A 21,089-nucleotide genomic window follows, 5' to 3' on the forward strand; every position below is an offset into this window, starting at 1 on the left:
ATGAAGTTATCTCGCTGGTGCCCGTTAGTCGCATCAATAAGCGCCGTATTTTTAACAACAATTTCAACCACAGCTTACGCCAACGATAACTGGTGGTTCGATGTGGAAGTGATTGCGTTTAAGCGCAACGTGGCACTGACTGAGTTAGAAGAGCAGTTTTCGCTAGCCGACAACTTAAACGCCCCTCGCGCTCAGGCAGACATCATCAGCGATGTAATTGCACCCGATATCAGCTATTTAAAACAGGGCTTAGCCGTTTGCGGTAAAGCCTCTACAATAAAATGGCCAAACGAAACCCTATTTGATATTCCGTCAAAAGATGTGGACTTTTTGTCGCTATCAACCCAAGAAAGCGAGCAAAGCGCAAATTCGTACACTGATGTGCCATCAAGCTCGAACACTAACGACGCTGGCAGTGCCTATAACAACACCACTGGCCACGCTGCAAATGCTAATAAGCAAGCAAACGACGCGTATACTTCAAACCAAGGTAACCTGGCTTATTCATCAACGGGTTATACCGAAAACCTTGGCTATGTAAATGAAGAAGTTGCAGGTAACGCACCAGATGCAACAACTATCGCTAGCTACTGGACATCGTTTTTTGGGGTAAAACAAACTACGCCCGTTACTGTTCCCAAGTTTAAATATTGCGAAGAAGCAAAGCCTTGGCTTAGCGCAGAAATTACCACTGTACTAAACGTTGTAGCCTCGACAGAGAGCGACGTTAACAACGAGGCAATGACAAGCGCTATTTCAGATAAATCGGGGGCAATTAAGTCTGCACTGAAGCCGGCTATTGTTTGGAAGGTCAACAAGCCAGACAACAGAATGCCCGCCCCTGCAAGCCTACCCATAGTGGTTGAAGGGCACGACTGGCCACTAGCCTCAAAAGCTCACCTGCTTACCAGTGAGCAACAAGCGCTATCATCTATCTCGCGCCAAATTCGCTCGAACCGACAGTTAGAACGCTTATTTCATGCTACCTGGCGTCAACCCGTTATGTTCGGCAAAAACAATGCTTTTGATGTTCGACTCTACGGGGGTCAAAACTATGCGCAGCAGTTCGATTTAAATGGCGACATGCTAGAGCAAGAAAGCCACACAGCACTTGTTGGGTCTGCCAACACTGAGACAGAATTTGGCTATGACGCAACCGCAAATTTAAATAGTGACGAGAGTAATGCAAACTCGCTTGGCACCAGTCAGGCTGCATCCCCTCTTACAGACAGCGCAGCCGCCAACGAGTTTTCGTTAAGCGCAAAGAGTGCAACCACTCAAAGCGTAACCGAAATAGCCACCACTTCAGATATTTTTGCTGATATCGAACGCCGGCTATCGAACCCACAAGCGATAAAGTATGAAGCGTTTAAAGCGCTAGATACCGCCATAATTGTGGAGCAAGGTGACGACAACGCACTAGACCCATCACTTAGAACACCTATTTGGGAAATTGACGGCACAATAAAAGTATTTCTTAAACACATCAACCGCGTGCCGTATCTTCACGTAGATGGTGAGATGTTCTACCGCCAGCCAGTGCCGTTAAGTTACTTTAGTAGTGAAGAAAGTAACGCCGCATCAGCTGACCAAGCAACACCAACCGAATACAAATTGGTGTCAATTCCGTTAGCCGAACAACGACGGGTGATCAGTACTCAGCTGCACTATTTCGACCACCCGCTTTTTGGGTTTGTGGTTCAGGTGCGTCGTTACAACCGCCCTAACATTAGCGAGTAGCTTTTTTTGCGCCCGCTACAGCATTGGCGCGTCTAGCTTTGCTAGTTGCTAGTTGCTAGTTGCTAGTTGCTAGTTGCTAGTTGCTAGTTGCTAGTTGCTAGTTGCTAGTTGCTAGTTGCTAGTTGCTAGTTGCTAGTTGCTAGTTGCTAGTTGCTAGTTGCTAGTTTTGCAGCATTTAATGGCTAGCGTGTAAAAGCAATACAATAATTGAGTTGAGAGAATAAGGTTTTTATGAAAATTTACACTCGCACTGGCGATAAAGGCAGCACGCAGATTTATGCCGACAAAGCCGTACGTGTTGATAAAGACGATTTGGTAGTTCAAAGCTACGGTGACATGGACGAACTTAATAGCCATATTGGTTTGCTAGCCGCTCATGTTGCTGACGAACATCAGCCTATGCTGCACGATATTCAGCGTAACCTGTTCCAAGCTGGTTTTGCCATCTCTGCAAGCTCTACATTGAAGCAAGCCGACGTTGAGAGCTTAGAAAGCCTGATAGACACCATTACAAGTAAAATGCCGCCCAATACCTCATTTGTACTGCCCGGCGGCTGTAAGGCTGCTGCGCAGGCCCATGTATGTCGTGCTGTATGCCGCCGTGCTGAACGGGCAGTTATCAGCCTTTCTAAACATTACGACGTACCCGAAGTAGTACATGCATATTTAAACCGCTTAAGCGACTTCCTTTTCACCTTTGCGCGCTTTATGAATGTAGAAGCAGGTATAAAGGAAACCGCGGTATAAAGGGCCGCTATCAATTAGCCGGCGGCGAAACTAGTTATAGATTCAGTTACGTAGCCAGCGCCCAAACTGGCAAAATCTAAGCAAATAAAATAAACAAGCAAAAAACGGTAGGATTAAAAAAACCTACCGTTCACTTAATTGCTGTACTAACTCAACGGCACTGTCGTACTTATCATTCAGCCCTGCAGGCATAACCCGCCCGTAAAGCGCCATAACCCGCTCTTGCTTCTGTGAATCGCCCTCACTTAAGTTAGAAAAACGTGCTTCTAATCCATCCAGAATGCTCTCTGCCCCTTTTGGATTATTGCAAGCAAGGACCATGTCGCAGCCAGCATCTAGCGCAGCTTCAGCGCGCTCCACATAGCTTCCGGCAACGCTCGCGCCATGCATGGATAAATCGTCAGAAAATACAGCGCCACTAAAGCCCAAGTCACGCTTAAGCACATCTTGTAGCCATTTCGGTGAAAACCCTGCTGGCTTATCGCACACCTGGTTATAAATAACATGGGCAGGCATAACGCCATCAAGCATAGCGCGCTCAACTAAGCGTTCAAACACCACCATATCAGTACTTCGTATAGCATCGAAATCACGCTCATCTACCGGTAATGCGATATGTGAGTCGGGGGCAACACTGCCATGCCCAGGAAAATGCTTTCCAATAGCGGGCATATTGACGGTTTTCAACCCTTGTATAAGGTGGGTAGCAAGGCGTATCACCTCTTTTGCATTATCAGCAAATGCTCTATCGCCAATAACCTTAGATACACCGTTAATATCAAGCACAGGCGCAAAACTAAAATCGAGATCTAGGGTTTTAAGCTCATGTGCCAACACAAGTCCACACGCCTTAGCATACGCTGCACTTTCATCCTGATGTTCTGACTGCTTTAAAATATTTCCCATAGCAGGTATTGCAGTGAAACCTTCACGGAAGCGCTGAACGCGGCCGCCTTCGTGATCAACTGCTATCAGTACGGGGCGTTTGGCATAGCGTCTTATATCTTGAACAAGCGCAGAAAGCTGGCGCTTATCATGATAATTACGGCTAAATAAAATTACGCCCCCTACCACTGGATGGGCTAACTTTTCCTTTTCTTCAGGCGCAAGTTCTTCAGCCTGACAATCCAACATTAATGGTCCCACAGCACCGCCTTTGTATGTGTCATAAAACATCACTTCAATTTTGCTAGTTCTGTGGTTAGGATAGAGAAAAACAAGGAATTTTACACGTGATAAATTGGTTCAAGTGGTTGGTTTTAAGTGTTTTAACACTGCTTCTAATGGTGGCTTTGGGGCTTTATATATCGCTTCGGCTAAGCTTACCCGCGCTTGATGGCAATAGTGCTACCTATCACGTAAACGCCCCCACCGAGTTAAGCCGCGACGGCTTAGGTCATGCCGTCGTTAACGCCGATGATATTTTCGATGCTGCCTATGCTTTAGGCTTTGCTCACGCACAAGACCGTTTTTTTCAAATGGATTTACAACGTCGCGCCGCTTCGGGGAGTTTGTCGCAATGGGTGGGCGATGTAGCTCTAGACATTGATAAGAAAGCCCGCTTTCACCAATTTGAAAAACGCTCAAAAGCCGTTTTCAAAAGCCTGCCTCCAACACAGCAAGAGTTGTTAGTACGCTACGCTCATGGAGTAAATGACGCACTAGATGAATACACCTTGCCGCCGTTTGAGTACCTCGCAGCAGGCGTTGACATAAAACAATGGCGGCCCACCGACAGCATTCTCGTTATTTACAGTATGTATTTAGACTTACAAGGCACCCAGGTAGAACTAGATTTAGCAAGAGAGGCACTGCTTTCAACTTTCGGAAATGATATATATAGCTTTATTACCCAGCCAAGTAATTATCAAGCAGCGTTAGACGCCAGCGAAATCCCGTTACTTGAAGCTGAAATACCAGACTACCCTGCTTCCCTTCATACCCTTACCAATCAGCAGAACAGTGAAAGCGAACAAAGCGCGGAGCCCAGCACTCAAAAGAGCAGCGAACAAAGCACAGGACAAGGCTCAGGTGCTTCTGTCTCTGCTACTTCAACCTCGACTACTTTAACCGCGAAAACTACAAGCAATAGTAAAAACAACAACACAGCTATTGCTCGTGCCCAATACAACGGCACAGAGTTACCTGATATTGGCAGTAACAATTGGGCGGTTACAGGAAGTCACACAGCAACAGGTGCAGGCCTTTTAGCGAACGACATGCACTTAGGCTTGCGGGTACCTATTATTTGGTATCGCGCCCAGCTTAACTACCAAGAGTCGGGTAGCAATGTGCAAGTAACGGGTGTTTCCTTACCAGGCATACCTGGAATAGTGGTGGGTACCAACGGTCATATTGCGTGGGGGTTCACTAACGCAAACTTAGACAACGTAGATTGGATAGCGCTAGATAATACAACGCCCACTAACACGGTAACAGAGCGTATACCCCTACCCGACGGTGAGCATGAATTCACATTTGAAGTAAGCGAGTACGGCCCTGTAAAAGAACTTAACGGCAACCGTTACGCGCTGAACTGGGTAGCACACCATCCATTTGCTGCTAATTTGGGTATCATAAATTTCGGCGCCGCGAAGGACGTTCAAAAAGCTATTAATATAGGCAAGCGCATTGCCATTCCAACACAGAACTTAGTTATTGTAGATGAAACCGGCAATGCCGCGTGGCTTCCAGGCGGCGCGGTTATGGATAGGCAAACGGCGTCGTTCACCGCTATAAAACAGCAAGACGCGACGGTACCTGAGCGTGCTGCAAAACTGCCTATGTTGTTGAACCCTGAAATGGGAAGAATATGGACAGCCAATGCCAGAGTAATTTCAGCTGACGACTTTAAAATTTGGGGCGACGGTGGCTATGCCCTAGGTGCCCGCGGGCAACAAATAAGAGACAGACTCTTTGAAAAAGACACCTTCAGTGAAACCGACTTTTACGCTATTCAGCTAGATAATCACGCCCGCTTTTTAATTCCATGGCAGCACCTTTTGTACGGCCTGCTTAATATGCAAGATATTGAGTTCAAACCAGACCTTGCTTATTTAAACGCGTGGAAAGAATGCGCGTGTGAAGACTCGGTTGGCTACACCCTAGTTAAGCACTTTAGGCGCGAGGTAATACAAACACTGTTTGGTGGCATACTTTCACACTTAGATCAACAAGGTGTAAACAGCCGTACTTTGCTTAGAGGTATAGAGCCTGCCACCTGGCAGCTTATTCATAGCCAGCCAGACTCGTGGTTACCTGCCGACACTGAAAGTTTCGACGAGTTATTGGTAGACGCTTACAGACGCGCTAAACACAAATTACTAGATAAGTATTCTCCGGTAGAAGCTGACATGGAAACCTTAGCCTGGGGTAAGGTCAATGCTTTATCAGTAGAGCACCCTTTCGCTAGTCAAATTCCCTTAGTAGGAAGCATGTTAAATATGCAGCAAGTAGAAGGCTTCGGCGATACCTACATGCCTGCAGTTCAAGCGCCTAGCTTTGGTGCATCGGAGCGGTTTTTTGTAAGCCCTGGTCATTTGGAAGATGCCATTCTCACCTTACCTGGTGGTCAGAGCGGACACCCGCTGTCAGATTTTTTTACAGCAGGCTTTAACGACTATGCCACCCATGCGGCCACGCCCCTGCTACCCGGCGAACCTATTCACAGTCGAACATTCTATAAAAAAGAGGTTGAATGACACCTGCAATCACACTACTTACCAAAAAGCGTATAGCGCATAAGGTACTAAAGTATGACCACGATGCAAGCGCGGCATCCTATGGGCTAGAGGCGGTTGAAAAGCTAAACCTTAACGCCGATACCGTATTTAAAACCTTAGTGGTTAGTACAGACAACAATAAACTGGCTGTTGCTGTAGTACCCGTTAATACCAAGCTAAGCGAAAAGAAAATGGCAAAAGCCTTAGGTGTAAAAAAGGTAGAAATGGCTCAGGCAAACGCGGTAATGGTTGCCACAGGCTACGTATTAGGTGGAGTAAGCCCGTTGGGCCAGAAAAAGCGGTTAGCCAGCGTAATTCACAAAAGCGCCGAAAGCCTTGCTACTATGCACGTAAGCGCAGGAAAGCGAGGGTTAGAAGTGGCCCTTTCTCCGGCGGATTTGGCTTTGCTGACAAGCGCTAAATTTGCAGATATTTCGGTAAGTTAACTTAGCGCAATCCAATATATCGTTAGCTAAATTAGTAAAAACTCGCAATGCAGCTTTTGGTTATGCGACTGCCGCCATTATATTCTTAAGGTTTTCGATTGGTTTAAGCCTTTTTTTAATTAGCACATCGTCGTTTATCTTAAGGATAATACCTTTAAGTAAATCAGTAGTATTTTCTATGTGCGAGAGTGATTTAAGGTGCTCTATGTCTTCGAAAATCTTACGCCCTTTTAGCGACAGGCGCTTTTCTGATCTACCTTTTGCCAAGTCACTTTGAAGGTAACTCGCTATCTTTTTTGCTGATTTTTCATCTTCAGACAATGAGTGAATGTAGTACTTCATCATGCTTGGAACAAAGTCTGTAGTTGCACCAATTTCCATTGTCGCTAAATTTAGAATATCGATTAAATGCGCTGGTAAACGCCCTTCCACTGGCTTTCGCTTTGCTTCATATTGACGTTTAACCGCAGGTGTTGATTGATGAGGTAATACAGTCACGTTTTCACACTTATCACATACCCCCACCAAAACCTTTTTAACTACACCCGTACCATCACTGAAAGGAACATCTCTAAGTTGAAATGTCGCATTTTCAAATGAATGGCAATTGCTGCATGCCGCTTTCTGCGACTCGCCTACTTTGAAAATTTTCATATCTTTTCCTCAACGATGGACGCTAATAAAAACGCTATTTGGCTCTACGAAATACCATTTAACATACCAATTATGGCCGGCTAGTCTTGTCTTAATTACGTGTACTGTAATGCTGCTATCAAAATGATGAGGGCTGGAAGAATAATCGCTTCCACGACTTCGACCTATAATTTCGGCAACTTCCTCAAGCGACACTTGCCCAATTGCCAATAGATTTTTAACATCAATATCGTTTCTCTGCTCATGGGACACGTATCCTCAATTTAGACAGTCAATGACCTGCCGCTTTATTTCCTTGTAACCCACCTAGCACTCCGCATGCACGTAAAATGTACGCCAAACTGCGTACATTTTCAAATTAAGCTTTCAATCAGTTTATGGTATGAAAAGTAGGAAGGGGTATGAAGCTGGGCTGTGGTATGGGTTTCAGGTGAGTGTGTAAGTGCAGTGCGAGCAATAGCCTAAGTTATAGCCTTAGACATTGCCTAATTGGCCGCCTGCGCTAACCATTGCTTGCGTGCTTCTTCAAGCGCTGCTTCATCAGGCTGTTCGTTGCCCGAAATAGCTACGGCAATCTGCTGAATAATGTCATCGCGCTTTTTAATCAGCGCATCAGTGCGAGGGAATAGATCTTTAGCTTCAGGATACTGTTCTTTAAGCGCTTCTACATCTTCTAGCGCGTAATAGCGCGCTTCAAAGGCTTCGTTATACAGCTGTCGTTTGGCATTAAAAATTACGTAGTCTTTGGCGGTCTCTGAATTGAGGTAATCCATATCTTCTGACGCTAAATTAGCAGCCTGCCCTACTTCGCGGGCTTCTGCCATCCACGAATCTACAGCTTCAACATTCCCATTTTTAACAGCTTGCTTTACGCCTTGCTGCAAATCGCTGGCGTGAAGAATTTCCATCACCGTAATGAGTGGAACTTGTGCTGCGTCCAGATCTCGTTTATCTGCATCTAGCGACAAATAGGCAAACCATGAAAAGGTAGCGGCAATAATAATAGCAAGAACGACAAGTGCTTTTTTCACACTTTCCTCCAAAGACATGCATATAGAAATCAGTGCGAATGCACTGCAAAAAAAAAGAGGCAATACAAAAAGAGCGAGAGGCCCCGCTCTTTTTCAGTATTGTAACGACCTAAAGATTATTGGTCGACAGGCTCTGAGTTTTCAACTCGGCTTTTTAGTTTTTGACCCGGGCGGAATGTAACCACGCGGCGCGCTTTAATCGGAATGTCTTCACCGGTTTTAGGATTACGGCCAGGACGTTCGTTTTTATCACGCAAGTCAAAGTTACCAAAACCCGACAGTTTTACTTGCTCACCAGATTCCAGAGCGCCTTTAATCTCTTCGAAAAAAAGCTCTACCAGATCCTTCGCATCACGCTTGTTAATGCCTAGTTTCTCGAATAGGTGTTCAGCCATCTCGGCTTTGGTCAATGCCATAGTTTACTCTCTTAACGCGGCCCCAAACTCAGATTCCAGACCTTTAACCACAGTATCTACAGCTTGCTGAATCTCAGCTTCTTCTAAGGTTTTATCCGGATCTTGTAAATGAAGTGACAAAGCAAGGCTCTTATAGCCAGGCTCAATTCCCTTGCCTTTGTACTCATCGAACAAGTTTAGAGCAACTAGTTGATTTACGCCAATATTTTCTATGTAAGAAAGAACATTCCCTACACGCACTTCATCTTTAACCGTAATAGCAATATCACGGCGATTCGATGGGAAGCGCGATACTGGTACGGCTGACGGTAATTTACGATCGGTAATGGCATCTACCACTAGTTCGAACACAAATACGCGGCCGTTAACACCAAGCAATTTAGTAAACTGCGGGTGTATAGCACCAATATAGCCAACTTCTTCATCATTAAGCAAAATTTTTGCCGTCATACCAGGGTGTAACGCACTATGCTGCCCTGTAACGAACTGGAACTCACCGGTTTTACCCGTAAGTGCCAACAACGCCTCAACGTCTGCTTTCGCATCAAAGAAATCAACCGGGCTGTCGCCCAAGTCCCAATGTTCTTCATTACGACGCCCTGCTACTACACCACCAATTACTTGTTGTTGCAATACACCATTTGGCGCATCTTGTTGAGGAATAAAGCGTAATCCGGTTTCAAACATGCGAACACGTTGTTGCTGACGCTTCTGATTATAAGCAGTAGCACCTAGCAAACCCGGCCATAAACTTACGCGCATTACCGACATATCAGAAGAGATTGGGTGTGGTAACACCATGCCTTTCACGTCTGGGAATAATGCGTTTTGAATTTTAGGATCTACAAACGAGTAAGTAATCGCTTCATTGTAGCCGCGACTAAGTAGCAACGACTTCATTGTGTTTAGCGGAAGCTTAGCTTCTTGCGAAGGTAGCATTGCCAACGTCGCTTTTGGTGCCACGTTTGGAATGTTGTTGTAGCCGTATACGCGCGCAATTTCTTCAATCAAATCTTCTTCAATTGAAATATCGAAACGATAGCTTGGCGCAACTGCTTCCCAGCCGGCTTCAGTTTGCGTTACGTCTAAACCAAGGCGGTTTAGCATTTCCGTTACTTTTGCATCGTCAATGCTAATGCCTAATACGCGAGACAAACGTTCACGACGAAGCGTAACCGTAGCTTGCTTAGGTAGCTTGTCTTCAGCGACTGCTTCAACAACAGGGCCAGCTTCACCACCACAAATTTCTAGTACTAGTGCAGTAGCGCGCTCCATGGCTTTACGCTGAAGCTGTGGGTCTACACCACGCTCGTAACGGTGCGACGCATCGGTATGCAAACCGTACTGACGGGCACGGCCCATAATCGCATCACGGCCAAAGAACGCACTTTCAAGCAAGATATCTTGTGTTTCAGTGGTTACACCAGAGTGTAGGCCGCCGAAAATACCTGCCATTGCTAGCGCTTTGTTGTCGTCAGCAATAACCAAAGTATTGCTTTGCAGCTTAGCTTCGGTTTCGTCAAGTAGCGTAAGGGCTTCACCTTCGTTCGCCATACGCACGTTAATGTTGCCTTCAATGCTGGCAAGGTTAAACGCGTGCATTGGCTGGCCAAGCTCTAGCAATACAAAGTTAGTCACATCTACAATGGGGTCGATGCTGCGAATACCGCAACGACGTAGCTTTTCAACTAACCACAGTGGCGATGCTGCTTTTACGTTTACGCCTTTAACCACACGGCCTAAATAACGTGGGCATGCGTCATCCGCGCTTAACGTAATTGATAATTTATCTTCAATAGTTGCGTCTACCGCAGCTACTTCAGGCTCGCACACGTCAAGGTTATTAAGTACGCCAACTTCACGGGCAATACCGCGAATACCCAAACAGTCTGCGCGGTTTGGTGTTAGGTCTACTTCAATAGCGTTGTCATCAAGACCAAGGTAATCGCGAATGTCTTCGCCAATAGGTGCATCGGCTGGAAGCTCGATAATACCGTCGTGGTCGTCGCTAATACCTAGCTCAGAGAAACTACAAAGCATGCCGAATGACGGCTCGCCGCGAAGCTTCGCTTTTTTAATTTTAAAGTCGCCAGGTAATACAGCGCCAACAACCGCTACCGCTACTTTTATGCCCTGACGACAGTTAGGCGCACCACAAACGATATCTAGTAGCTCATCGCCACCTATGTTAATTTTAGTTACGCGCAGTTTATCGGCGTTCGGGTGCTGACCGCACTCAACTACTTCACCTACTAGCACGCCTTTAAAATCGCCTGCTACTGGCTCAACACCGTCTACTTCTAGGCCAGCCATGCTCAACTGTTCAGACAGCTCATGTGCCGACAGCGACGGGTTAACCCACTCTCTTAACCATTTTTCACTGAATTTCATGTGTACTCTCTGCCTTAGTTGAACTGCTTAAGGAAACGAAGATCGTTTTCAAAGAACGCGCGCAAATCGTTAACACCGTAACGAAGCATAGTTAAGCGCTCTACGCCCATACCAAAGGCAAAACCTGTGTACTCTTCTGGGTCGATACCCACAGCTTTAAGTACATTTGGGTGCACCATGCCGCAGCCCAATACTTCAAGCCACTGACCGTTTTTACCCATAACGTCTACTTCAGCTGAAGGCTCAGTAAACGGGAAGTAAGACGGACGGAAGCGAATTTCTAGCGACTCTTCAAAGAAGTGATGTAAGAAGTCGTGCAAAATACCTTTAAGGTCGGTAAAGCTAACGTTCTTATCAACCATCAAACCTTCCACCTGGTGGAACATTGGCGTGTGAGTTTGATCGTAGTCGTTACGATACACGCGCCCTGGCGAGATAATGCGCAATGGCGGCTTTTCCGCTTCCATAGTACGAATTTGAACACCAGAGGTTTGCGTACGAAGCATCATGTCTGGGTTGAAATAAAAGGTATCGTGGTCGGCACGCGCTGGGTGATTCGCAGGAATGTTCAGCGCGTCGAAGTTGTGGAAACCATCTTCAATTTCAGGGCCAGTCTTAACTGAAAAGCCAAGCTCGCCAAAGAAAGATTCAATACGCGCAATCGTGCGGCTAACCGGATGCAAGTTACCTGGCTTTTCAGTGCGACCAGGCAAAGTGACATCAATGGCTTCTTCGGCTAGCTTTTTGTTTAGCTCTTCTGTGCGTAAAAACTCACCTTTTGCAGAGATAGCTTGCTGAATAACCTGCTTAGCTTGGTTAATCTTTTGGCCCGCGGCAGGACGTTCTTCGTTCGATAACTTTCCAAGCCCTTTAAGTAAGTCGGTAAGTTTACCTTTCTTACCCATGAATTCGACCCTAACTTGGTCTAATGTGGCTGCATCTTGTGCAGCGTCAATCTGGCTTTGTGCCTGATTGATAATAGCGTCAAGCTCCATGTTTTCCTCAATTTACATGATGACTGCATGGCCAAAGCATAGGAAGAATTATTCTGTGCGCTAAGGCTTGCCTGAAATAAAAGCGGTAGTTTACACGAGTGACAGACATTACCGCTACCCTATATAGCTGATAATGGCGAAATTTTGTGAGTTTTGAACTGGCGACGGTAGAACTTATAACTTTATTTGAAACACGTGCGATATAACAAAGAAGTTCTAGCAACGTATTCGCCAGTAGACTAAAGTATATTTTTTGAGCAATTATTTAGGCTGCTTTATGAATACCTCCTATCGTCAACTGCTAAGTAGTATTGCTTTCATCTTCGCAAGCTTTTCGGTAAACAGTGCAATTGTAACTTATAACTTCAACGGGTTTATATCAGAAGTAGAAAACTCAGCGCAGGAGTTTTTCGAGCCGTTTGATTTACTGGGAGAACAGGTAACGGGTTCTTTCACGTTAGACACTTCAGCGCCCATCCGAGGCAGACTTGAAACAGGCTATTACTGGTGGTCTGTACATGATAACGACCGCCCTGCACTAACATCTAACATTAGTTTCGGTGATATGTTCTTTAAACTAAACAACGAAGGGGTTTACATAGAAGAATATGATGAATATTACCCCGAAGAAGTGTTAGAAATGTACGATGGGCCAACTTATGACGATGGTCACATCGGCGATGGTATATCGCTTAAAGATTACGCTAGAAAAACTACCCTTTTTTCGGATGGTAGTTTAGACAGAATACTAGATTTAAGCTTCGGCTTTCGTGACTTGGTCAATGATTTTCTGCAATTTGATGAAAACACCTTATTACGAGACGAAGTGCCTGATTTCACTTCGCCAGTTTCATGGTTCGATAACGACCTAACTACAGATACCCAAGCCGGTGGCGGCTTACTTAGACTTGTTGAAAGGATTGATGATGTGAATGCTGGGGTTACTTATCCTGTAGATTCTACCGTTAGATTTACTCTAACTAGTGTGGAAACGGTTAAGGTAAGTTTGCCAACAATGAACTTTAGCTTTTATTTGTTTGTCGGCTTTCTCTTATGGAGAAAAGTATATAGGCAAAACTTTTTAATTTGATTCTTTACTGTCAAGACGATTTTGATACTCCATTCTGCTAGAAGATGCTAACCATAATGCTATCTAAAATGCTCGACTAAAAAAGTTTCTTATAAGATAATATTGTGATTCGAAAGCACCTTACGTACCTAGCTTTAACGGTATTGAACAGCACAAGAAACAGTTAAAATGAAATTCAGGGAAGATATCAATGCACTGCGAGCCATCGCAGTAGCTTCAGTAGTCGTTTTTCACTTCAATCACAGTTGGTTGCCTGGCGGCTTTGCAGGTGTAGATGTCTTTTTTGTTATTTCAGGCTTTCTTATGACAATGATTGTTGTAAAAGGCTTGGAAAAAGAAAATTTCTCAATCCTATCATTTTACAATGCTAGAGTAAGAAGAATCATACCAGCCTTGTCTGTTCTCTGCTTTGCTCTCTTGGTGTTCGGTTTATTTTTCATTCCTCCGATAGACTATTTGAACTTAGGCAAACACGCGGCAGCAAGTTTATCTTTCGTATCAAACATGGTTTATTGGTCGGAATCTAACTATTTCAACCCTTCATCAAATGAAAAATGGCTATTACATACTTGGAGCCTTTCTGTAGAGTGGCAGTTTTATCTCATCTACCCTTTGTTTTTAGTTTTCTTAACTAAAGTTCTTTCGCTTCGACAGTTGAAGCTCACTATACTTTGCGGAACTATTCTAGCTTTCTTGTTTTCTGTTTTCGTTACCGTTAAGTCGAGCAGCGCAGCATACTTTTTGCTACCGACTAGAGCCTGGCAAATGTTGGCTGGGGGGTTAGTGTTTCTCTACCCTTTTAACATTAAAGATAGTTTTAGACATCCATTACAATTAACCGGCCTCGTTCTAATAATAAGTTCTTTCTTCTTATTCTCTTCGTCTACACCTTGGCCGGGATATGCTTCGCTATTGCCAATAGTTGGAGCGTGCATGGTTTTAGTTGCTAGTAATAACTCTAAACTTGTAAGCAACAGCATTACCCATTCACTTGGGAAATGGTCTTATTCTATTTATTTATGGCATTGGCCCATAGTTGTAGCTGGGTATTATTTCGAGCTGGGTCCGTATTGGTGGGCAGTGGGTATACCACTATCCGTTTTACTCGGTGCTTTGAGTTTTACTTATATCGAATCTAAAACGCTAAAAGATTACCACTTGAACAAATTTAAAGTGCTTTTACGCCCTTTACCATTCGCAATTGTAATTGCTCTAAGTGGCATAGCCATTTTTTATACTAACGGGTTTTTGCACCGTTTGTCACAAAGTGATCAATTGTTAGTTAAATCTGCTTTAGAAGCTAAAGACGACTGGAGTTATCCTAAACCTCATATGGATATAGAAGGTTTAGAAATAAGGTTCATAAAAGGTAGTTCAGATAAAAATTTGTTGGTTATGGGAGCAAGTCATATTGAACAACTTTACCCTTATGTCAAAAGTTTAAAAAACAAATACAATGTTTATTTTCTGACACAGAGCGGCTGCTTTGTTACGCCTTCAATGAAAAACCCTAAGTGGGGATGCAGTAACCTTCAAAACTACAAAACGTTACTCGATAAAGTCAAGTTTGAAAAAGTACTGACATCGTTTTACAGTTTTAACTCTTATCTACCAACCTCAAATTCCCAGAGAGACAGCGAAAAACTTATCCGGATAAAAGAGTACGATAATTTTTTACTTGTTTTGAAAAGTAAAGTGCGTGACATTTTCCTATTAACGGGCGAGCCTAAAGGCATAGAGTTCGATCCCGTTTTCGCAGTCCGTAACAAGCTACCTGATAGTATTACAGAAACAAAAGTCCGTATAAATTATTCAGAGCATGAAGAAGCTCTAAGTAAGCTAAGAAATATTGATGACATAAACATCATTGACCCTATTGACTATCTCTGTCAAAACAATGAGTGCAAAACAAGAGATGAAAAGCGTGGCTTCTATTACCGTGACAATAACCATATGCGGCCATGGTACTCAATTAAGGCGAACTCTTATCTAAATAGTATTTTTTTATTATAGAAGAGTAATTGCGCTTGTTGAACGCCAAACTAAAAAATTGCTAACCAAGAATAGGTTTAACACTCAGTGATCTTGTTCATTTAATAAGATTGACGAAAAAATAATGCTTAAAATAAAAGAAAGCTAATTAGAAATAATGGAGATAATGTGGCTATCAGTGTTAAAGCCGTAGTTAATAAATCCTTTGTCAGTAACTGTACTGTCGGTGGCATACCTGCAAAAGTTATCGCAGATAAAGGGCCGCTGGAAATTTTAAAAAATAAACGAACAGAAATTAGCTATTAACTTTATACTGAAGGCGATATTTGCCCGTACTTGTTTTCAAGGCTTTAAAATACCACTTCAATGTTTTTCTAGAAGAGCTAAAATAGTACACTACAGCGCGATATGTTAGGCAACGGCATTTATATTGCTTCCCGGTAAATAGTTTTAGTTCGGCAAAAGGATATTAAAAATATGGAAGTACAAGTGCTACCATCAGTTTCCGTTATAATCACGACACACAATCGCCCTGACTACTTAAAGGAGTCACTCGCTGCAGTATTAAAACAAACTGTTATGCCAAAAGAAGTGTTCGTTATTGATGATGGCTCGTCAGTAAGCTATGAAGAAGTATTATCTCTCTTTCCAAGTGAACAATTTACTTACGTTAAAGTTCCAGTAGCATCAGGTGCTAACGCAGCACGTAACTTAGGTATAACTAAGTCAACATCAGATATTATTGCGTTTTTAGATGACGACGATGTATGGGACAATGATTATCTAGAACAGCACATTGCAGCGCATCAACAAGCAGATGCTGTGACCTGTGGCTATCGATTTCTTGAAACACCCGATAAAATTCACATTAACGAAACTGAAGTTATCACCACTGATGTAATCAAAAAAGGTAATAAATTCTGCGGAATGAGTGGTGTTACGTGCAAAGCATCATTAGCTAAAAAGCTGATGTTTGATGAAGAACTAAAGAACAGCCAAGATTGGGACTTCTTTGTTCGTATTACGTTAGAAGATGCTATTTTCAGAAACATACCTAAAGATATTTATTTCTATCGCAGAGGTCACGTTAGCATTTCTACCGAAGTAGCCAATATGCCCTTAGAAAAAGTCTTCCCAAGGCTTAAGGCATTTAAAAAACATGAAGCGCTATTAGGCAAAGAAGCTTATAACGACCGTGTTGCCAATCAAATTCTAAGTCAGATTGGTAAAAAAAATAACAAGCTAGATTGGATTAGTTTATCTGTGCGAGAGGCGGGTGTCTTTGCAACTTTAAAGGTAGTTTTAGGTAAGGATAGAATCAAAAGAAAGCTTTTTATGAATAAGTAATTCATTGGGCTGGCTTTCGCCCGCCCTCTTTTATAAAGCTTCCTTTGTCCTAATAAGTAAACTATGCCACTTTCTACCGCTTTTCTTTTTCAATTCAACTAAATACGAGCACAGTGCTATTGCAGCAACAGCAAGTAGAGCAAGTGTAAAATAAAGTACTTGGGATCTGGAGTTTGTAGTCCATATAGCAAGTGCGATGTAGCAGGACACAACACTTACGCAAAAAGCAGTCAACGATTGTCTTCCGATCAAGGCAAGAACTGTAAGGGGCCATATGTTTAACACCTTTTTAAATAGCGACAACATACTCATCAGTGCAGTTATAACGACAAAAAAATGTAAAATCCTAATAGGTCCTAAAGACTCCTTAGCGAGCCACAACTGTCCTTTTAACCCAAGCAAATCATAGCGTTTTATAGCGTAGAACCCAACTAGGGATGCCATTGATAACGCACTCCAGAGTACAGTGTTTTTATCTACTTTTTCAAATATTTGGTTAATTAATTTTTGGTGTCCAGCAAAGACCCCCAGCATGAATAAAAATTGATAAGAGAAAAGATTAAAGCTCCACTTTCCATCAAATGTAGCTACGTTGCTTAGTTTCAACGTAGGAAAATATTGCGAAAAGATGTAAAGCCCAGTAATCACTACAATAAATGCCATAGCATTCATTTTAAGAAGTTTACTGAAAGGAACTGAGACGGTTAACAGAATTACATAGGTGAGTAGAAGGTCTGTAAACATTGGACAGTAGAAAAAGAGCAAGTATTGAACTAGGGCTAGAGGGAAGTTATTCGATAAATGGTCCAAACCAGTCAGCTGCAAAAACTGCATATTTGGCGAAACGAAGCTCAAAGCGGCTAGTAGCAGAAATAATGCAATATTTATCCTATAAAGGTGAAACGCTCTGCCCAATAGTTTAGCTCGCATATCAGGCTTGTTTAAATAAACCATCCCAACCATATAGCCTGACATAAAAAAGAATATTTCAGCCGCTGAAGAGTACCCATAATGGGTCAGTGTTGGTATTTTTTGACCAACACTTTCTACTTTACCCAACATCCAAGTTATGTGATTTACGCAAATAGTTACCATTGCAAAACCACGAATCAAATCGATTCTGTTATCTCTCAAAGTTGTGCCCTACTATTGAAAATGACATGTCTAAAAAGTTTTATCCAGCAATTAGTGTTCAGTTCCTTCAAACCGCAAGACCTAATTACCAGCAATTGATTTCGCTGCATATTCACTACTGTAGAAGTTTTGAAAAATCATATTACTGAATGAAAGTTTAAGAACTTCATTACCGTAACCAGATAAATGGTCGGCATCAAAGAAAAGAGGCTTGCCATCTTTATATACGTCACATGATTCAACAGTACACAAATCATCGATAGGGTCCCAAATAACGATGTGTGGAAAATTTTCCTTTATCTTAACGAGGCTATTCATTGTACTTTTTCTATATTCTTCAAAAAATGGCCTTGAAATTTTTCCACCAAAACTACAAATGGGGTTGTTGACTGTATACCAGTCAGCGCATCTAAACGCTACATAGTTAAATACAGGCTTAGCACTATCTAAAACTATATTCTTAGTCAACCGAGATATTTGCTCTAATACAACTAAAGACTCATTGAACGCTTGCTCTCTTAATTGCGTTTTTTTAGTTGTATATTGCTGTTCTAATGAACTCTGAAGATCTGCAGGACTCATCGCATTTTGATTAACAAACCGATAGGATTTAAGAGTTGCAAAGAAAATAATATCATGTGGTTGAATTAAATTTTCCAACTCGTCCAGCCACCTCTTCATTTTCTCTGCACAGGGGCCATCATTCGATAATATCGGCTCTTTTAAATTTGTAACCCCACATCCACCCTCAGAGCTTAATACTACTTTGTATTTTGTTTCCTCAGAAAAGTTCTTTAGAAGCTTACCGTAAGCTCCTGCGTGAGAATCTCCAATTACGTATATAGTTGGTTTACTCTGCGGTTTAAAATCTTGAGCGTGGCTAGAAATACTTTCGTGGCGTGTATAGGGTGACCATATATTTTTATCTGCTGTATTGCTGACACTCAACGTTGGCTGAAGCGACAATCCTTTGAAAGTTATAGCAGCCATAATACAAATAGTTAGACAGCTAGCCATTACAGTGTGTTTTGCTTTCATTGCCCTTATGAAATGAACCTTAGAAGTTCGCTTTTCAATGACCTCATAAGAAAACAGGCTCAATAAATATGTAAGGGCCAATGCAGTAAGGATTTCAAATAGACTGTCAAGGCCAACGGTCCAGCGGTAAAAAACGAAAACTGGCCAATGCCATAGGTACATTGAATAAGATAACTTGCCAATGTGGACTAGTGGTATTGAAGAAAGTATGCAATGTCCTAAACCTTTCTCTCGTAAGACAATTGCATTTATGAGGATCAAAGTACCACTTACAGACAAAAGCGCCCAAGGGAAAGGGAAGTGTGACTTATCTGAAAAAAATGCACCTAATAAAACGAGAATACCGCCTACTAAAAAGTTGTTGAGCACATTCTTTTTAACCAGGGTGTTTTTCCTACTCTCAAAATGGATAAAACTTAGAATACAACCTGCAGATAATTCCCAAAAGCGGCTCGGCAGCAAATAGTAAGACATACTCGCATTCGAGTTACTTATATAAATCGAATACAAAAGTGAGGCGGAGAAAAGTAGAAGAATTAAAAGTTTGCTGCGCCTTAAAAGGTAACTGAAAAGAACTAACGGAAAAATGAGATAAAATTGTTCCTCTACGCCAAGACTCCATGTATGAACAAATGGATTAAAGTCTGTGGACGGTGAAAAATAGGATGAACCATTAAAAGCTAGAAAAAAGTTACTTAAACCAAAAAATGCGAATGTCGCTGTAAGGTCAATGTCTCTACTGACAAAAAATTTTGGCAGAAAGAATGTCACTATTATTGATGTGGTTATCAAAAGAAACAATAATGCGGGATAAATACGAACAAACCGACGCTTGTAGAAGTCCCACAAAAATTCATTAAGTTTTTTTGGAGGTCTACTGAGAAGTGAAAGGGTCACTACATATCCAGAAATAACAAAAAATACATCTACACCACTAAAGCCGCCTGGCAGCCAAGTGGCATCTAGGTGAAAGACTATCACCATAAGGACAGCGAATGCTCTAAGCCCATCTATCCCTCGAATATACTGCGTCATAAAACTGCCTAACCCTCAAAAATTTTGTCCGCTTCTCAATAGCGGAACTTTCACTCACGAAAAATTAATTTTGTAAGCTTAATGTGTTAATTACGTCCGCATAGCGCTCGGCCACACTCTCCCAACTAAAATCAGCCGCTTGCTCTATTGGCGCATTGGCCCAGTCGGTTGATAGTGTAGTGGCTATGGCAGAAGCGTATTCTTCAGTATTTTCAACGTCACAAACCACCCCGGCTTTACCTATTAGTGTTCTGCGCATGGAGTCATCGGTAGCTACAACAGGTAACCCGCTAGCCATCGCTTCTAGATATACTCGCCCAAAAGGCTCGTCTTCAGATGGCAATGTAAATGCATCAACTGAACGATAAACATTAGGAATATCAGCGAAGTCGACTTTAACGATTTTAAAACGTTGCGCACCTAACTTTTGTGTACAAAGGTCATTAAAGTACTGTACATCCGGGCCGTCACCACAAATAAGTAACGACACATCGGTTAACTGGCTTACTGCCTCAATCGCTAAATGTATACGCTTGTGATTTTGCCTATTTAACGCACCAACAGTTAATAACACTTTGCCCTGTAAACCATGCTCATATTTTTCGCCCTGCGGGCTAAATTTAGCTAAGTTTACACCGTTAGGGATAATCTCAACCCGTTGTTCTGGTGCTATAGAATGAACATACTCTTTGGTTTCTTGGTTAAACACAACCAAGCAGTCGGGCTTAAATTTTAAATTGCGACGTAATACTTTACCGTTCGATACCATCCCTGCCCTTTCGGTATAAAGAATGGGCGTTTTAAATAGCTTTCTAATTACCGCTGCTACTGCCAAGCCACCATAATCGTTATTGGGGTAGATGACATCGCACCGCTTAAACATTAGATATGGCGTGTAAGTTAAGAAGCTAGTTAGCGACTCGATAAGCAAAGATGGGTTAGAAACAAAGCGCGTTAGCAACCAGTCAATGGTTTTATTGCGCTGGGCTTTTTTCACTTTCCCTCTGGGAATACAGGGAATAACTACACTGTGTTCACTACATTTAGATGAACTTAAAAGCTTTACGTCAAAAAATGTGGCTAGGTGTTCCGCCATTTCATACGCACTGAGTTGAGATCCGCCGCTTGATGAAAACCCTGCCTCAGGGTGAATAACGGCTACTTTTTTCTTCATAAAATGTCCATTTTAGTGCATAGAAGCAATTGCTTTGTCCGGTAACCTTGTTAAGTATACCAAATTGTCTTTAAAGATTATTCTTGAAATAGGTGAGTTAGTAACAAGCTATTATTAATAGTCCATTTTCAAATATT

17 protein-coding genes are annotated in these 21,089 nt (G+C 42.6%); 8 read left to right on the plus strand and 9 right to left on the minus strand.

The window, feature by feature from the left end; genetic code table 11:
* Positions 1–1,740, plus strand: coding sequence for a CsiV family protein (locus ACYTPF_RS01905; RefSeq protein ID WP_461851005.1), 1,740 nt, complete (start codon positions 1–3; stop codon positions 1,738–1,740).
* A gap of 231 nt (positions 1,741–1,971) precedes the next feature.
* Positions 1,972–2,487, plus strand: coding sequence for a cob(I)yrinic acid a,c-diamide adenosyltransferase (locus ACYTPF_RS01910; RefSeq protein ID WP_179983080.1), 516 nt, complete (start codon positions 1,972–1,974; stop codon positions 2,485–2,487).
* Between the two features lie 123 nt (positions 2,488–2,610).
* On the opposite strand, the gene nagZ is transcribed toward ACYTPF_RS01910, so the two are convergent.
* A complete protein-coding gene (gene nagZ / locus ACYTPF_RS01915; protein WP_461851527.1) occupies positions 2,611–3,621 on the minus strand; it encodes a beta-N-acetylhexosaminidase in 1,011 nt (336 codons plus the stop codon).
* 98 nt (positions 3,622–3,719) lie between these two features.
* On the opposite strand from nagZ, the gene ACYTPF_RS01920 reads away from it, so the two are divergent.
* Both ACYTPF_RS01920 and ybaK read left to right on the plus strand, forming a co-directional pair.
* On the plus strand, positions 3,720–6,188 hold the full coding sequence (locus tag ACYTPF_RS01920) for a penicillin acylase family protein (RefSeq protein ID WP_461851006.1): 2,469 nt from the start codon (positions 3,720–3,722) through the stop codon (positions 6,186–6,188).
* Positions 6,185–6,655 carry a Cys-tRNA(Pro) deacylase gene (gene ybaK, locus ACYTPF_RS01925; protein WP_179983078.1) on the plus strand — a complete coding sequence of 157 codons (471 nt, stop codon included), beginning with the start codon at positions 6,185–6,187 and terminating at the stop codon, positions 6,653–6,655. Before ACYTPF_RS01920 ends, ybaK begins: the two co-directional genes overlap by 4 nt.
* Positions 6,656–6,715: 60 nt before the next feature.
* On the opposite strand, the gene ACYTPF_RS01930 is transcribed toward ybaK, so the two are convergent.
* From ACYTPF_RS01930 to pheS, 5 genes are all read right to left on the minus strand, one after another.
* On the minus strand, positions 6,716–7,309 hold the full coding sequence (locus ACYTPF_RS01930) for a hypothetical protein (protein WP_461851007.1): 594 nt from the start codon (positions 7,307–7,309) through the stop codon (positions 6,716–6,718).
* Between the two features lie 485 nt (positions 7,310–7,794).
* Positions 7,795–8,340 (minus strand): hypothetical protein, encoded by a 546-nt coding sequence (locus ACYTPF_RS01935; RefSeq protein ID WP_461851008.1) that lies wholly within the window; start codon positions 8,338–8,340, stop codon positions 7,795–7,797.
* 116 nt (positions 8,341–8,456) lie between these two features.
* The gene (ihfA, locus tag ACYTPF_RS01940; protein WP_012518129.1) at positions 8,457–8,756 is read right to left on the minus strand and encodes an integration host factor subunit alpha; all 300 of its coding nucleotides are present in this window, start codon (positions 8,754–8,756) and stop codon (positions 8,457–8,459) included.
* A gap of 3 nt (positions 8,757–8,759) precedes the next feature.
* Positions 8,760–11,147: a phenylalanine--tRNA ligase subunit beta gene (gene pheT, locus ACYTPF_RS01945; RefSeq protein WP_461851009.1), complete on the minus strand. Its 2,388-nt coding sequence runs from the start codon at positions 11,145–11,147 to the stop codon at positions 8,760–8,762.
* Between the two features lie 14 nt (positions 11,148–11,161).
* Positions 11,162–12,142, minus strand: a complete 981-nt coding sequence (gene pheS, locus ACYTPF_RS01950) for a phenylalanine--tRNA ligase subunit alpha (RefSeq protein ID WP_015066912.1) — start codon at positions 12,140–12,142, stop codon at positions 11,162–11,164.
* Between the two features lie 277 nt (positions 12,143–12,419).
* Here pheS and ACYTPF_RS01955 point away from each other — a divergent pair, with 277 nt between their 5' ends.
* The 4 genes from ACYTPF_RS01955 (at position 12,420) to ACYTPF_RS01970 (ending at position 16,571) form a co-directional block, all read left to right on the plus strand.
* A complete protein-coding gene (locus tag ACYTPF_RS01955; RefSeq protein WP_461851010.1) occupies positions 12,420–13,232 on the plus strand; it encodes a hypothetical protein in 813 nt (270 codons plus the stop codon).
* 168 nt (positions 13,233–13,400) lie between these two features.
* Positions 13,401–15,245, plus strand: coding sequence for an acyltransferase family protein (locus ACYTPF_RS01960; RefSeq protein ID WP_461851011.1), 1,845 nt, complete (start codon positions 13,401–13,403; stop codon positions 15,243–15,245).
* A 147-nt stretch (positions 15,246–15,392) separates the two neighbouring features.
* Positions 15,393–15,530, plus strand: a complete 138-nt coding sequence (locus tag ACYTPF_RS01965) for a hypothetical protein (protein WP_461851012.1) — start codon at positions 15,393–15,395, stop codon at positions 15,528–15,530.
* Positions 15,531–15,701: 171 nt separating this feature from the next.
* Entirely contained in the window at positions 15,702–16,571 is an 870-nt protein-coding gene (locus ACYTPF_RS01970) for a glycosyltransferase family 2 protein (RefSeq protein WP_461851013.1), read from the plus strand.
* A 30-nt stretch (positions 16,572–16,601) separates the two neighbouring features.
* On the opposite strand, the gene opgC is transcribed toward ACYTPF_RS01970, so the two are convergent.
* The 3 genes from opgC to ACYTPF_RS01985 form a co-directional block, all read right to left on the minus strand.
* Positions 16,602–17,705, minus strand: coding sequence for an OpgC domain-containing protein (gene opgC / locus ACYTPF_RS01975; protein WP_461851014.1), 1,104 nt, complete (start codon positions 17,703–17,705; stop codon positions 16,602–16,604).
* Positions 17,706–17,786: 81 nt separating this feature from the next.
* On the minus strand, positions 17,787–19,778 hold the full coding sequence (locus ACYTPF_RS01980) for an acyltransferase family protein (RefSeq protein WP_461851015.1): 1,992 nt from the start codon (positions 19,776–19,778) through the stop codon (positions 17,787–17,789).
* Between the two features lie 64 nt (positions 19,779–19,842).
* Positions 19,843–20,952, minus strand: a complete 1,110-nt coding sequence (locus ACYTPF_RS01985; protein ID WP_461851016.1) for a glycosyltransferase — start codon at positions 20,950–20,952, stop codon at positions 19,843–19,845.
* Between the last annotated feature and the right edge of the window lie 137 nt (positions 20,953–21,089).

It is taken from the genome of Alteromonas sp. HB246098 (assembly GCF_054890645.1).